Here is a 15,095-nt window from a genome sequence, read left to right as displayed (position 1 = left end):
GCCGTCACGGAGGGGGCAAGGGCGGCCGGGCGGGGGTCAGTCCTTGACCGCGCCCGCGGTGACGCCGGCGGCGACGTACCGCTGGGCGAGGACGAGGATGACGGCGGCGGGCACCGAGGCCAGGACGGCGGTGGCCATGATGGCGTTCCACTCCTGGTTGTTGTTGCCGATGTAGTGGTAGATGCCGAGGGTGATCGGCTGGTGGGCGCCGCCGCTCGCGAGCGTGCCGGCGAAGACGAAGTCCGACCAGGACCACAGGAACGTGAACAGGGACACCGTGACCACGGCGTTGCGGCTCATCGGCAGGATGACGGACCGGAAGGTGCGCAGGGCCCCGGCTCCGTCCATCGTGGCGGCCTGGATCAGTTCGCGGGGGATGCCGGACATGAAGGCGGTGAAGATGAGCACCGCGAAGGGCACGGCCAGCGTGGAGTCCGCGACGATCAGGCCGGGCACCGACTGGAGCAGGCCGAGGCTGAGGTAGATGGCGTAGAAGCCCATCGCCATGATGATGCCGGGGATCATCTGGGCGGCCAGCAGGACGAAGGACAGGACGCCGCCGCCGCGCGGTCGCAGCTTGGCCAGCGCGTAGCCGGCGGGCGCGGCGACGGTCACGGTGAGCACGACGGTGGCCAGGCCGATGACGAGGCTGGTGGCGAGGTAGGGCAGCTGCTCGTCGAGGACCCGGCGGTAGCCGTCCAGCGTGCCGTGCGCGGGGAAGAGGTCCGGGGGGCTCTTGCGCATGTCCTGCTCGCGGGTGAAGGACACGTTGAGCATCCAGTAGACCGGGAAGAGCATGACCGCGGTGAGCGCGACGCCCGTGGCCGTCTTCCACCAGTGGCCGCGGGTGCGGTGCGGTCGGGACAGGGATGCGGTGGTCATGAGGCGTCCTGCTTCCGCTGGACCTTCAGGTAGATCAGGCCGAACACCAGGGCGGCGACGACGAGGAGGTTGCCGACGGCCGCGCCCGGGCCGAAGGCGGGCAGGGCGTTGCCGAATCCGAGCTGGTAGGACCAGGTGGCGAAGGTGGTCGACGAGTCCACCGGGCCGCCCTTGGTCATGATCCAGATGATGTCGAAGACCTTGAGGGTGTAGACGAGGCCGAGGAGGAGCGTGATCGCGGACACCGGGCGCAGCAGGGGGAAGGTGATGCGCCAGAACCGCTGCCAGGCGTTGGCCCCGTCGAGGGCGGCCGCCTCGTACAGCGACTCCGGGATGGACTGCAGGCCGCTGTGGAGGACGACCAGGTTGAACGGCACGCCGATCCAGATGTTGGCGATGATCACCGAGGTGAGCGACCACGACGGTGAGGTCAGCCAGTTCACCGGGTCGATGCCGACCACGTGCAGGGCCGCGTTGACGACGCCGGAGTCGCTGTTGAGCATCCACGCCCAGGTGGAGGCCGACACGATGAGCGGCAGCAGCCAGGGCACGAGGAACAGGGCGCGCAAGGTCGCCGACAGCCGGAAGTGCTGGTGGAAGAAGACGGCGAGCGCCAGCCCGATCGCGTACTGGAAGGCCAGGCACACGGCGGTGAACACCGCGGTGTGCAGCAGGGCCGGCGCGAAGGTCGGATCGTCGAGGACGGTGCGGTAGTTCTCCAGGCCCGTGAACGGCGCGTCGCCCCGGACGAAGGAACGGACCGTGTAGTTGCGCAGGCTCAGGTCGATGTTGCGGTAGAGCGGATAGGCGTAGAACAGGACGAGGTAGAGCGTCACCGGGGTGAGGAAGCCCCAGGCGGCCCACTGCTGGGAAGTCGGCCGGCGCCGTGTCCGCGCGGGGTCCGGAGGCTGGGCGGCGCCGGCCGCCCCTTTCCGGACGCGCGCGGACCGGCGGTCCGGCAACTGGGTCGTGTGCGTCATCTGCGGACCGGGTTCCCTGGCTACTTGACGGCGGACTGGGCCTTGGCCAGCGCGTCCTCGGGCGACTGCGCGCCGCTGAGGGCGGACTGGACGGCCTTCCACAACTGCTCGGAGATCTTCGGGTACGTGGTGCCCAGGTCGTCACTGGTGCGTCCCTTGGCGGCCTTCACCGCGTCGACCCAGGGCTTCAGTCCGGCGTTCGCGGCCACCTGCTTGTCCTGCACCTCGCCGGTCGGCGCCACGTACGACAGGGTGGTGTCGGTGGCGTGGAGGTTCTCGGTGCTGGTCAGGCAGGAGACCAGCTTCTGGGAGGTGGCGTAGCGGCCGGTGTCGCCCTGGACCGGGATGGTGACGAACTCGCCGCCGGTCGGCGCCGGCGCGTTCCCCCCGTCGGCGGCGGGGATGGGGAGGACGCCGTAGTCGAAGCCCGCCTTCTCGGCGTTGGCGAGCTGCCAGGTGCCGTTCTCCGCGAAGGCGTAGTCGCCGCTCGCGAACTCCTGCCAGCTGGTCGTCTGGGTGTTGTTGAGGACCGAGTTGGGGGCGTAGCCCTTCTCCAGCCAGTCCTTCCACAGGGACAGGGCGGAAGCCGCCTGGCCGGAGTCGAGCGCGGTCAGCTTCGCGTCCGCGCCCCAGAACCACGGCAGGAACTGGAAGCTGCCCTCCTCCGTGCCGATGGCCGAGAAGGTGATGCCCTTCTTGCCGGTGCCCTTGACCTTCTCCAGGGCCGCCGTCAGCGACGTCCAGTCCTTGATCGAGGAGACGTCCACCCCGGCCCTCTTCAGCACGTCCTTGTTGTAGTACAGGGCGAGGGTGTTGGCGCCGATCGGTGTGCCGTACGTCTTCCCGTCCGACTGGCCGGCCGCGAGCAGGTTGGCGTCGACCTTCGAGGTGTCCAGCTTGTTCTCGTCGGTCGTGGTGAGGACGCCCGCCTCGGCCAGCGTGGACACCACGGGGTTGTCGACGACGAGGACGTCCGCGGAGTTGTCCTGCTGGGCCGCCAGCAGCGCCTTGTTGGAGAGGTCGCTGGTGTCGTAGGCCGTCCTCTTGATCTTCACGCCGGCCTTGGTGCCGCAGGCGTCCAGCAGCTTCGCCCAGGCCGACGCCTTGTCGAACTGCGGGTACGGGTCCCAGACGGTGTACGTGCCGCTGTCGCCCTTGGCGCTCGTGCTGCCCGAGCCGGAGGAGCAGGCGGTGCCGGTGACGGCGACGAGGGTCGACAGGGCCACCGCCACGGTGAGGCGGCGTCCGGAGGATGTGTGCATCGCGGGTCCTTAGTCTGTGGCACGGGTGTGCGGAGAGGCGATGGAGGTGTGCGGAGGCACGCCGGGAACAGCCGGGGCACCGGTGGGTGTGGTGCGGGAAGGGGGGAGGCCGGTGGGGCGGCAACCGCGCGGAGACGCGCGGTCCGTGGACCTGCGGGGCCCGCGGACCTGCGGGGCCCGCGGACCTACGGGGTCGTTCCGCCCGCGGGCCCGGTGCTGGCCCGCAGGGAGATGGGGGGTGTGAGGAGGTGGTGCCGGGGGGCGGCGCCCGGGTGGTCGAGGCGTTCCATGAGGAGTTCGACGGCGCGCCGGCCCATCTCCTCCGCCGGTACGTCCGCCGCGGTGAGCTGCGGGGTCATCGTCTCCGCCCACCGGCCGGCCACCACCCCGGTGACCGAGAAATCGCGCGGTACATGGCGGCCCGCCCGGGCGAGCGCCCGGTAGAGGCCGCCCAGGGCCGCCTCGTTCAGGGTGACCAGGGCCGTGGTGGCCGGGTCGTCGTGCAGGATCTGCTCCACGCACGCCTGGCCCGACGCCGCGTCGTCCCCGCAGCAGTAGGTCCGCACGGTCAGCCCTCGCTCGGCCGCGGCCTTGGTGAACCCGTCGAGTCCCCGGTGGGCGGATTCGTATCCGGCCCGCAGCAGTTGCTCCGGCCGGTTCACGAAGGCGACCCTGCGGTGGCCGAGGTCCGCGAGATGGTGGACGCACGCCGCGGCCAGCGCGGTGTGGTCCAGGCCGACCCACCACCCGTCCTCCGGACGCGCGGTACGGCCGATGGCCACCCAGGGGAAGTCCAGCGCGGCCAGGTGGTCGACCCGGTCGTCCTCCAGCCTGATCTCCATCAGGATGGCGCCGTCCACGCGGCGCTCCCCCAGCAGGCGCTGGAACGAGCGGTCGCTGTCCGCACCGCTCGGTGACAGCAGGACGTCGTGGTCGTGCGCCGCGGCGGCTTCCACGACGCTGCCGATGAAGTCCAGCTGCATGCCGGTGTAGTGGTTCCCGGCCGGCGGGAAGACCAGGCCGATCGTGCTGGTCCGGCCGTTGGCGAGGGCGCGGGCGCTCGCGTTGGGCCGGTACCCCAGCTCGTCGATGACCTCCTGGATCTTCCGGCGGGTGTCGTCCGAGACGGGGCGCTTCCCGCTGAGCGCGTAGGACACGGTGCTGCGTGAGACACCGGCGCGTCTGGCGATCTCACCGATGTTCACGGCGACTCCTTGATCGGTTCGGTGGGCTGCGAGAGGTCGGGGCGGGTCACCGGTCGGGTGGCGCCGACGAGGGGGAAGAGACGCGCAACCGATCGTCGAACCGGTTCGCTAGAGGGACCGTAGGAAGGGCTCCGGCCGCTGTCAATACTTCGCGCAGAGCCTTTTTCGACACCCCGGAACCCGGCAGAAGTCGCCCCAATTCCCTTCGTCCCGCGTATTGCTGGCTTGTTACGGCGGTGCTAGCTTCCCTCGAACCGGTTCGACAGAGGCGGCCGACTCGCCTGTCTCCACGGCCCCGTCCGGCCGCTCGACGCGGTTCCGGCGACGCTTCCCCTGCGCGACGCCCCGCACGTCCCCCGTCATCGCGCCGGTGCAACCCCCTTCCACACCCCACGGACTCCTGGAGACCTCAGTGAGACGAACGAGAACGACGGCGGCGGGTGCCGCGGCGCTGGCCGTCGCGGCCGCCCTGCTCGCCGGCCCTTCGGCCGGGACGGCCGGGGCGGCGGAGCCCGAACAGCTCGTCATCGACCTCGCCACCGACACGGGCGCCTTCCACGGCGGCGCCTCCGGCTCCCTGTACGGCGTCTACGGGGACGGCGTGCCCAGCCGCAACCTCATCGAGGGCATGCGTCTGCGCACCGTGTCCACCAAGGCGCAGGACGGTCCGCAGCACCCGGGAGCGGACGCGCTGGAGATGCTGCCGCCGTTCGTGGACTCGGGCGGCAAGGACGTCTACATCTACATGACGGACATCTACCGCGGCTTCCCGTACCAGTGGCCCGGCGCCGACGGCCCGGCGCGGCTCGCGGACTTCAAGGAGAAGATCAAGAAGCAGGTCGCCCAGGTCAAGACGATGGGCGACTACAAGGACCACGTCGTCTACGTCCCCTTCAACGAACCCGAAGGGAACATGTTCGGCACGGGCTCCTGGTCCTACAACAAGGTGTCCTGGCTGGACGACCCGCAGTACTTCTTCGCGGCCTGGAAGGAGGTCTACCAGCTGATCAAGAGCCTCGACCCGGACGCCCGGATCGCAGGCCCCAACACGTCGGTCCTCTTCGACCAGGACAAGGGCTTCCTGCAGTACGCCAAGGCCAACGGCGTCGTCCCGGACGTGATGACCTGGCACGAGCTGTCCTCGCCCGCCGCCGTCCGCACGAGTGTGGCCAAGTACCGGGGGTGGGAGAAGGAGATCGGCATCGGCCCGCTGCCGGTCAACGTCAACGAGTACGGCCACAACTACCACCTGTCGGTGCCCGGCCAGGTCGTCCAGTGGGTCTCCGCCATCGAGGAGTCGAAGATCGACGCCGACCTGGCGTACTGGAACATCGACGGCAACCTCAACGACTCCGCCGTGGAGGCCAACAAGGGCAACGGCCAGTGGTGGCTGTTCAACGCCTACGGCCAGATGTCCGGACACACGGTGCAGGTGACCGCGCCGCATCCGAACGTGCAGTACACCCTCCAGGGCGTGGCCACCCTCGACAAGGACAAGAAGCAGTCCCGGGCCGTCTTCGGCGGCAAGAGCGGCGACGCGGACGTCGTCTTCCGCAACGTCGACCCCGGGCTGTTCGGGAAGACCGTGCACGCCACGGTGCAGGAGATCCCCTGGACCGGACAGGTCGGCGACTCGGCGCAGCCGCTGCGGCTGGCCGACCGGAAGGTCGAGGTCGGCGCGGACGGCACCGTGACCCTGCCGATGCGGGGCATGAACGAGATGTCCGCGTACCAGGTCATCCTCTCCCCCGGCGGCAGCGGCGTGCCGGCCTCGCCCTCGGTCGGCTGGCGCAAGACGTACGAGGCCGAGAACGCGACGTACACCGGCTCGGGCTACTCCAGGAACGGGCCTGAGGGAACGCCCTCCGACGTCGGCAAGTTCGCCACGTCCGGCGCCTACAACGTGGGCGGCCTGCGCACCGGCTCCGACGGGGTCCTCGCCTTCGACGTCGACGTCCCCCAGGACGGCACGTACGACCTGAGCGTCTTCGCCAACTCCTACAATCTGTACGGCCTGGTGAAGGAGCAGGGCCCGACCAACGTCTTCCTGCGCGTCGACGGCAAGGACCCGCAGGAGCTGCGGCTGCCGCTGGGCTACAAGTGGGTGGTGTGGGGCCACACCGACACGACGGTGAAGCTGAGCGCCGGCAAGCACCGGATCACCCTCGCCGCGCAGGATCCCGATCTCGGCGTCACCAAGGGCGACGCGATCATCGACAAGATCGACCTCAGCCTGCGTGACACGCACGTCACGCAACCGGCCGTCTACGAGGCCGAGTACGCCGCGCTCGACGGGGCCCAGCCCTCCTACACCCGCTCCGGCGTCTCCGGACCCGGCACGGTGACGCTGACCGACGGCGCCTCCACGACCTTCTGGGTCCACTCCGCCGCCGACGGAGAGTCCACCGTCTCCGTCGACCACCTGGGCGGCGGCCGGGCGAGCCTGTCCCTGAACGGCGAGAAGCTCTCGAAGACGTCGGTCGGGGGCGCCAAGAAGGGCACGAGCACGGTCAAGCTGTTCCTCTCCGGCGGCATCAACAAGATCACCCTGACCGGCACGTCCGACGGACTGGTCCTCGACCGGCTGCGGGTCACCCCGTCACGAGGTGCGCTGACGACCACCGTCCACCAGGCCGAGAACGGCTCGCTCTCCGGTGCCGCCAAGGTGACCGACGCCCACCGCTTCGCCGACGGCGGCAAGGCCGTCACGGACATCGGCGCCGGAAAGGCCAACGCCCTCACGCTCGACGTGACGGCCGCCGAGGCCGGCCGGCACGCACTGACCATCCGCTACTCCAACGCCGAGCAGGCCCCCGCCACCCACTACAACCCCGACCCCGTCGCCCGCCACGCGGACCTGTCCGTCAACGGAGGAGCGGCCCGCCGCATCCTGTTCCCGACCACCTTCCACTTCAACAACTTCTGGCAGCTGACCGTGCCGGTCACCCTGAAGAAGGGCACCAACCGCCTGACGTTCACGGCGGATGAACTGCCGGACTTCGACGGCGACACCTACAACCAGTACGACCAGCGCTCGCCGTACGCGCCGGTGATCGACCAGGTCGCCGTCACGCCGCTGTCCGCGCGGTAGGTCCCTCCCCGAACCGCCGAGGCGGGGCACCGACGTCCCACGGTGCCCCGTCTCGGCCGGGCCGTCTCCTGGCCCGCCTCGACGGCGGCGGCGCGGGCAGGGCCGGCAGTCGTAGTCGCAGCGGTTCCCGGCCGTAGCGGCCCAGCGCCGGAACGACCGCGCTCCCGCCCGGCGACAGCCCTCGCGCATCGGTGGCCCCGTCACACTCCCGGTGGTTCGGAAGTCGGAAGTCTCCCGCCGGAAGGGGGTCACAGTCCAAGCATTTGCCTCGGACCGGCGAGAACCGGACGCCGCTGCGTCCGGCGCGCGCGGCGGGCGTGTCCGGTGCCGTCAGGATGTCCGCGGGGAGTCCGCCGGCCTGCCGCGCGTCGTGTCGGTGGGTCCGGTCTGTGTGAGTGCGGACAGGAGTCGCAGCTTGTCGTGGGCGTCGCTGTCCTCGTCGGGGTAGTAGACGACGAGAAGGACGTTCTCGATGGGGAGTTTGTCACGGTGCAGCCGTAGCTCTCCGACGACGGGGTGGTGGACGGTCGTGGTGCCTCCGTCGAGTGCGCGGACGTCGTGCCGGGCCCACAGGGTGCGGAACCGTCGGCTGGACAGTGCGAGCTCTCCGACGAGTTCGACGAACCGGGGGTCGTCGGTGTCGTCCCCGATGGTGGTGCGAAGGGTGGCGACGAAGCCCGCGGCCGCTTTCTCCCAGTCCTGGTGGAAAGCCTGTTCCTCGGGATCGAGGAAGAAGGAACGGAGCCGGTTCTGGCCGGGCCGCAGTCGCGGGGAGAAGGCGACGGCCATGGGGTTGGAGGCGAGGACGTCGAACGCGCGGCCTTCGACGAACGCGGGAATGTGGAGCTGGGCGAGGAGCTGGTGCACTCGTGCCGGCACGTGCTCGGGTCGCTTACGGCGCGGTGCCCTGGGGCGTGCGGCCCCGAGGCCGAGCAGATACGTCCGTTCCACGTCGTCGAGGCGCAGGACGCGCGCGAGTGATTCGAGGACCTGGGGCGAGGGGTTCTTGTCACGGCCCCGCTCCAGGCGCAGATAGTAGTCGGGGCTGATTCCGGCGAGCAGGGCCACTTCCTCACGGCGCAGGCCGGGAACACGGCGGTTGCCGCCGGGCGGGATCCCCGCCTGCTCGGGGGAGACCAGGTCGCGCCGTGCGCGCAGGTAGCTGCCGAGCCGGTTGTCGGGTTCCTCTTCCTTCATGGGTTCACCGTAATGCGGTGCCCGCGTCCCAGAGGGGGCCCTGGCAGGACCAGGGACGACGGGGGCCCTGCCCGCAGCGGGCAGATCTCGTCAGGGTTGCGGCATCACTGTTCGAAAAAGACAGGGATCATCGCCGAGCGGCGCCGTGTGCCCCATGGCATCCGGCGTTCTGAACCGAAGGAACACCTCATGGATCTGTCCAACCGCACCGTTCTCATCGTCGGCGGAACCTCTGGTATCGGCCGGGAACTGGCCCGGCGGTTCGCCGCAGCGGGCAGCACCGTGGCCGTCGGAGGGCGCAGCGCGGAAGCGCTCGAAGAGCTTTCCGACGAAGGCATCGCCACCTTCGGCGTCGACGTCACCGACGGTGCCTCCGTCGCCCGTGCCCGCGACGCCGTACTCGCCCGGTACCCGGAGCTGGACACCGTGGTGACCATGTCGGGCGTCATGCTCCTGGAGGACCTGCGCGACCCCGGGCACTTCGAGGCGGCACGGACGACCATCGAGACCAACCTGGTCGGCACCATCCGGGTCATCGACGCCTTCACTCCGCACCTGGTCGGACGCGGCTCCGGCACCTTCGTCACCGTCACCTCCGGCATCGCCTTCCTGCCGTTCCCGCCCATGCCCACCTACGCCGCCTCCAAGGCCGCGGTCCACGCCTACTCCGAGGCACTGCGCGTGCAGCTCGACGGCACCGGCGTCAGCGTCGTCGAGCTCGTCCCCCCGGCCGTCGCCACGGCGGGGCAGGAGAAGGTCAACCCCGCCGCACTGCCGCTCGACGACTTCGCCACCGAGGTCATGCAGCTGCTCGCGCAGAACCCGACTCCCGACGAGATCCTGGTCGAGCGGGTTCACATGCACCGCTGGGCCGAGCGCGACGGCACCTATGACGAACTGGTCGCACAGCGCGCCCGGGCCCTGGCCATGCTCCCCGGCCGCCAAGGCTGACGCCCCTCGCGCCGTGCCCGTCACGCCGGCCGACCGCCGCCGCCCCGGCCTCTGCCTCAGCCGACCAGTCCCGTCAGGGCGCCGACCGGGTCCAGGTCGGGGGTGCCGCGAGGCCACCAGTCGTCGCGGCCCGGCTCGGACTCGTAGGCGTACCACAGACCGGTGCGGCCGAGACGGAGCTGGAGGTGCCCCGCGGGGTGGGTGAGGTGGTTGCGCCAGGGACGGAAGGCGGGGAGGTCGGCCGCGAGCAGCAGGGGGCGGGCGCGGTCGAAACGGCCGGCCGGCGGGTCCCAGGGTTCCTCCAGGACGGCGAGGCCCTCCAGGCCGCCCTGACGCCAAGCGGCCACCGCGCGCGCCAGCTCGGACGTGCTGCGGCCGGCGGCCCGGGCCAGGGAGGAGTACAGCGCGCGGGTGCCGGCGGTGAGGCCGGAGCCGGGGCGTGCGGCGGCGTGGCGGACGGCGTCCTGCCACAGCGTCAGTCCGCCGACCGGGTCGCGGCCCGTGGTGAGCAGGGCGTGGGCGCGGGCGGCGGCGTCGGTGGCCAGCTGGTCCAGCGCGAAGGGGTCGGGGCCGCCCGGCGCCGCCGGGTAGGCGGGGGGCTGTTCGGGGTGCGGGGGCACGGGCAGCGGCGCCGGGAGGGGCGGGAGCGACCGCGCGGCCAGTGCCTCGGTGGCCCGGACGCCGGGCAGGGGCGCCGGGCCCCTGTCCTGGGCGGCGCGGGCCGCGCGGGCGGCACTGAGCCGGGACAGGGCGTCCAGCAGCTCGCGTTCGCCCCTGCCGCGCAGCAGGAGCAGGACGAAGGGGTCGGCGTCCAGCAGCCGCGCCGTCTGGTAGCAGAGGGCGGCGGCGTGCTTGCAGGGGTGACCGGAGTCGGGACAGCTGCACCGCGGGGCGAGGTCACCGGGGCCGGGGAGCAGCGGTACCCCGCAGTCGGCGAGGGAGTGGGGCAGCTCCTTGTCGAGCAGGGCCGCGATGTGCCCCGGCCGCTCGGCGGCGGCGTCCAGGAATCGCTCCCAGTCGGCGTCGTCGAGCGTGCGCAGCCGTACCTGGACGCGGTACGGCCTCGGACGGCTGCCCTGCACGTAGGCGAGGACGAGTCCGGGCGTCACCGTGATGGCGTCGACGTTGCCCTGCCCGGCGTAGCCGCGGCCGCGCGCCAGCCGCGCGGGGTCCAGCGCGCCCTCCTCCAGCGCGGTCACCCACGCGTTCCCCCACCAGGTCCCGGCGAAGCCGCCGTCCGGGGCCGTCCGGGGCGGGAAGGCGGGGAAGGTGCGGCGGAGATCGCCGTCGCGGTTCGGGGCGGCCATGGAGCGGGGGGTGCAAGGGGACGCCGGCGGTGTGGAGGGGTCCTGGCCGTACGTCGCCGGGTGCGCGGTCCGGTTCCGTGCCACCGGGACCCGCTCCGGGTGCCGTGCCGGCTGATGCCGGGGTGGCGGTGGCTCGTGCGCCGGGGCGGGCGGGAGCGGCGGCTCGTCGGCGGGTGCCGGGGCTTCGGCGGGTCCCGCCGTGTGCCCGGGGGCCGGGGCCGGATCGGGGGACGCGTGCTCCTCGGGTGACGTCACCGCGCTTCGGGGGCTCTCGGCGGCGGTCCCGCCGACGGGCTCCTCGAACGCCGGAACCCCGTCGGGGAGGTCCGCTTCCGGGGGCAGACGGAACGCGCCCGCGACGAAGTCCCGTACGGCGCGGGCGCGGGCGTCCTCGGTGCCGCCGGTCCCGTGCGGACGACGTGCCGGACGCGCAGGCCGTCGCGCACCCGCCGCGCTCCCGGCCGCGGCGTCCGCCTGCGCCTGCCGTCGGGCCGCCCGCAACGCCTCGCGGGCCGCATCCGCCGGCCGGCTGTCCTCCCCGGGCGTGGTGGCCGTACCCGCAGGAGACGGCGTCGGGGCGGAGGGGGACGCTGCGCCCGGAGGGGTTGACGGGGCGGAGGGGGACGCTGCGCCCGGAGGGGTTGACGGGGCGGAGGGGGACGCTGCGCCCGGAGGGGTTGTCGAGGTGGTCGCGGGAAGGCCCGGTGCACCGTCGTGGTGGTCCGCGGGGCCGGAGCCTGTCACTTCGCCAGAAACGGCCGACCAGGTGGCCCTTGCGGCTTCACCGGGGCGGTCCGCTTCCTCTGGCAGGGTGCCGGGGGCGGCCGGCGGCCGGCTCTCGGCCGCGTCCGGTCCCGCGGGGGCCCCTGGTGCGGTGCGGGTGCGGCCCGCCGTGTCCCGAGGGGCCTCGTCCTCCCCCGCCGCGCCGTCGGCGCCCGCCTGCCGGGCGATCCGCGCGCTGCGCAACGCCGCGCGGGCGATGTCCGCGGGACGGGGCCCGGCGTGCTCGCTCCGGTCCCGGCCCGGGGACCCGGCACGGCCGTGGGCCCGGTCCTGAGCGCGGCCCTGGTCCTGGGCAGGTCCTCGCTCCCGCACCGGCTCGCGGTCCGTGGTGCCCGTGCCGGCGCCCGCGCCGCCGTCGGCCTCCGTGTCCGCGTCGGCCGCCGGGACCGGTGCCGTCTCCCCTCGTTCCCGTGCCGCCCTCAGGGCGCGGCGGGCCGCGTCGGCGGGGCTGTGGGTCATGACGGCCTCCGCAGGGACACCAGGTCGGACAGCTCTCGGTCCGTCAGTTCGGTCAGGGCCGCCTCACCGCCGCCGAGGACCGCGTCGGCCAGGGCCCGCTTGGACTGGAGCATCTCGGCGATGCGGTCCTCGACCGTGCCCTCGGTGATGAACCGGTGGACCTGGACCGGCTGGGTCTGGCCGATGCGGTAGGCGCGGTCGGTGGCCTGTTCCTCGACGGCCGGGTTCCACCAGCGGTCGACGTGCACGACGTGGCCCGCGCGGGTCAGGTTGAGGCCGGTGCCGGCGGCCTTCAGGGACAGGACGAGGACGGGGGTCGCCCCGCTCTGGAAGCGGTCCACCATGCGCTCGCGCTCGGGTACCGGCGTACCGCCGTGCAGGAGTTCGGCCGGGACCGCGTGGGCGGCCAGGTGGGAGGTGATGAGGCGGGCCATGCCGACGTACTGGGTGAAGACGAGTACCGAGCCGTCCTCGGCGAGCACCGTGTCCAGCAGCTCGTCGAGCAGGGCGAGCTTGCCGGAGCGGGCGGTGAGCCGGTCGGCTCCGCCCGGCGGCTGCTCCTCCTTCAGGAACAGCGCCGGGTGGTCGCAGATCTGCTTCAGCGAGGTCAGCAGCTTGAGCACCAGTCCCCGCCGGGCCATGCCGTCCGCGGTCTCGATCGCGAGCATCGACTCGCGCACCACCGCCTCGTACAGCGCGGCCTGTTCGCGGGTGAGGGGCACCGGGTGGTCCGTCTCGGTCTTCGGCGGCAGTTCGGGGACGATGCCGGGGTCGGACTTCTTGCGGCGCAGCAGGAAGGGGCGGACCAGACGGGCCAGGCGCCGTACCGCCTCCTCGTCCTCGCCGTTCTCCACCGCGCGCGCGTGCCGGGCGCGGAAGGCCTTGAGCGGGCCGAGGAGACCGGGGGTCGTCCAGTCGAGCAGCGCCCACAGTTCGGAGAGGTTGTTCTCGACCGGGGTGCCGGTGAGCGCCACGCGGGCCGGGGACGGGATGGTGCGCAGCGCCTTCGCGGTCGCCGAGTACGGGTTCTTGACGTGCTGCGCCTCGTCGGCGACGACCATGCCCCAGGGCTGGTCGGCCAGGGTCGCCGCGGCGGACCGCATCGTGCCGTACGTGGTGAGGACGAAGCCGCCCTCCAGGCCGTCCAGGGTGCGGTCGGGGCCGTGGAAGCGGCGGACGGGGACGCCGGGCGCGAACCGGGTGATCTCCCGCTGCCAGTTGCCCAGCAGGGAGGCCGGGCAGACCACGAGGGTCGGCTCGGTGCGGGCCCTCTTCAGGTGCAGGGCGATGAGGGTGACGGTCTTGCCGAGGCCCATGTCGTCGGCGAGGCAGCCGCCGAGCCCGAGCGAGGTCATGAGGTCGAGCCAGGCCAGGCCGCGGAGCTGGTAGTCGCGGAGGGTGGCGTGCAGGCCGGGCGGGGGCTCGGCGGGACGGATGCCGGCCGTCAGCCGGTCGCGCAGGGTGGCCAGCGCGCCGACGGGCACCACCTCGACGGTCTCGCCGTCGGCCTCGGCGGTGCCGGTGAGGGCGACGGACAGGGCGTCGACCGGGTCGAGCAGGCCCAGGTCGCGTGTGCGGGCCCGGCGGGCGAGGGCCGGGTCGACCAGCACCCACCGGTCGCGCAGCCGGACGACCGGGCGATGGGCCTCGGCGAGGCTGTCCATCTCGGCCTCGGTGAGCGGATCGCCGCCGATCGCGAGCTGCCAGCGGAACTGGAGGAGGTCCTCGCTCTCGAAGAAGCCCGTGCCGTCGGTCGCCGAACCGGGCGCGGGCCGGACCACCGCGGTCGCGGTGAGGTCCTGGGCGAGGTCGCGGGGCCAGTGCACGGCGACCCCGGCGGCGGCGAGCCGGCCGGCCGCCACGCCCAGCAGGTCGGTGACCTCGTCCTCGGACAGGCTCAGGACGTCGGGCACGTCCTGCTCGGTGAGGCGGTCGAGCGGTGGCCACACGCGCGCCGCGCGCCGCACCGCGAGGGCGGCGTCCACGCGCGCGCGGGGGCCGAACGCCGCGTCGGCCGCGCCCGACCACAGGTCCGCCGCGTCGGCCACGAGGGTGGGGTCGGCGAGGCTGTGCACCTGGACGACGGCCGCCCCCGCGCCGCGCGCGCCGCCGTCGCCGGGACCGGCGTCGAAGAGGTCGTGCGCCGAGAGGTCCAGGCGCAGGGAGATCCGTACGCCCGCGTCCATGCCGGCGGCGACCTCCGCGGCCCAGTCGTGGGCGCCGGGCAGGCGCTGGGCGGCGCGTGCGGCGAAGGGGCGGCCCGAGGCATGGGGCGCGGCGGGGGTGCGGGGCAGGGTGTCGGCCACCGCGTCCAGGAAGGAGCGCATCAGCGCCTCGGGGGCCGGCAGCCGGATCGGGCCGGGCCCGTCCAGCGGGACCGCGTGGCCCTCGGGGGGCAGCGCGGCGGCCACCGCGCGCAGGTGGGCGATGTCGTCGGGGTCGAGCGGGCCGGCCCGCCAGGCGTCGTGCCCGGTCGCCGTCAGGCCGGGCAGCAGGCGGCCGCGCGCGGTGAGCCGCAGGGCGTGCAGGGCGGCGGCGCCCCAGCAGGCGGTGGCCGGGTGGGCGGCCGGGTCGTGCCGGGCGCGCACCAGCAGGGGCAGGGCCTCGGTGAGCGGGAGGGACAGCGCGGTGGTGGTGCCGCGGCGCACCCCGGCGCCGTGCCGGCGGACGACGGTGAGTTCCGTGGGCTCGGGCACGCCCTCGGCGGCACCGGCGGGCGGATGTCCGGTGGGCCGGGCCCCGTCCTCGGGCGCCGCGGCGGTGGCGGGGTCGCCCGCGGGGTCCCAGAAGGCGATCCGGCCGTCGCGCGGCAGGGGCGCGGGCAGGAAGACGGCGGCGAGCCGGACGGACACGGAGGGGACGGGCGGCCCCTGCTCCGCCCGCCCGTGCGTGCGCTCGGCCGTGACGACCGTTCCGGTCGTGTCGCTCATACGTTCTGCCACCTCCCGCCCGCGTCCCGGATCACCTGTCCTCGACTC

9 protein-coding genes are annotated in these 15,095 nt (G+C 73.2%); 2 read left to right on the top strand and 7 right to left on the bottom strand.

Annotated features, from left to right (window positions below; all coding sequences use genetic code 11):
- Positions 1-36 precede the first annotated feature (36 nt).
- The 4 genes from ACIRFH_RS23960 to ACIRFH_RS23945 all read right to left on the bottom strand — a co-directional run bounded on the left by ACIRFH_RS23960 (position 37) and on the right by ACIRFH_RS23945 (position 4,329).
- Positions 37-882, bottom strand: a complete 846-nt coding sequence (locus tag ACIRFH_RS23960; protein WP_403524307.1) for a carbohydrate ABC transporter permease — start codon at positions 880-882, stop codon at positions 37-39.
- On the bottom strand, positions 879-1,862 hold the full coding sequence (locus ACIRFH_RS23955; protein ID WP_403524305.1) for a carbohydrate ABC transporter permease: 984 nt from the start codon (positions 1,860-1,862) through the stop codon (positions 879-881). Before ACIRFH_RS23955 ends, ACIRFH_RS23960 begins: the two co-directional genes overlap by 4 nt.
- A gap of 20 nt (positions 1,863-1,882) precedes the next feature.
- The gene (locus tag ACIRFH_RS23950; protein ID WP_403524302.1) at positions 1,883-3,124 is read right to left on the bottom strand and encodes an extracellular solute-binding protein; all 1,242 of its coding nucleotides are present in this window, start codon (positions 3,122-3,124) and stop codon (positions 1,883-1,885) included.
- A gap of 185 nt (positions 3,125-3,309) precedes the next feature.
- Positions 3,310-4,329, bottom strand: coding sequence for a LacI family DNA-binding transcriptional regulator (locus ACIRFH_RS23945; protein WP_403524299.1), 1,020 nt, complete (start codon positions 4,327-4,329; stop codon positions 3,310-3,312).
- A 412-nt stretch (positions 4,330-4,741) separates the two neighbouring features.
- Here ACIRFH_RS23945 and ACIRFH_RS23940 point away from each other — a divergent pair, with 412 nt between their 5' ends.
- On the top strand, positions 4,742-7,420 hold the full coding sequence (locus ACIRFH_RS23940; RefSeq protein ID WP_403524296.1) for a cellulosome protein: 2,679 nt from the start codon (positions 4,742-4,744) through the stop codon (positions 7,418-7,420).
- A gap of 330 nt (positions 7,421-7,750) precedes the next feature.
- Here ACIRFH_RS23940 and ACIRFH_RS23935 read toward each other — a convergent pair whose 3' ends face one another.
- Positions 7,751-8,617 (bottom strand): helix-turn-helix transcriptional regulator, encoded by an 867-nt coding sequence (locus ACIRFH_RS23935; RefSeq protein ID WP_403524293.1) that lies wholly within the window; start codon positions 8,615-8,617, stop codon positions 7,751-7,753.
- Between the two features lie 189 nt (positions 8,618-8,806).
- On the opposite strand from ACIRFH_RS23935, the gene ACIRFH_RS23930 reads away from it, so the two are divergent.
- Positions 8,807-9,568: an SDR family oxidoreductase gene (locus ACIRFH_RS23930; protein WP_403524290.1), complete on the top strand. Its 762-nt coding sequence runs from the start codon at positions 8,807-8,809 to the stop codon at positions 9,566-9,568.
- Between the two features lie 56 nt (positions 9,569-9,624).
- Here the strand turns inward: ACIRFH_RS23930 and ACIRFH_RS23925 are convergent, their stop codons facing one another.
- Together ACIRFH_RS23925 and ACIRFH_RS23920 are read right to left on the bottom strand one after the other, a co-directional pair.
- Positions 9,625-11,841: an SWIM zinc finger family protein gene (locus ACIRFH_RS23925; RefSeq protein WP_403524382.1), complete on the bottom strand. Its 2,217-nt coding sequence runs from the start codon at positions 11,839-11,841 to the stop codon at positions 9,625-9,627.
- Between the two features lie 272 nt (positions 11,842-12,113).
- Entirely contained in the window at positions 12,114-15,047 is a 2,934-nt protein-coding gene (locus ACIRFH_RS23920) for an SNF2-related protein (protein ID WP_403524287.1), read from the bottom strand.
- Positions 15,048-15,095 lie beyond the last annotated feature (48 nt).

The sequence above is a fragment of the Streptomyces sp. NPDC093586 genome (assembly GCF_044764905.1).
Lineage (GTDB): Bacteria > Actinomycetota > Actinomycetes > Streptomycetales > Streptomycetaceae > Streptomyces.
This window is presented reverse-complemented; position numbering and strand designations above follow the sequence as displayed.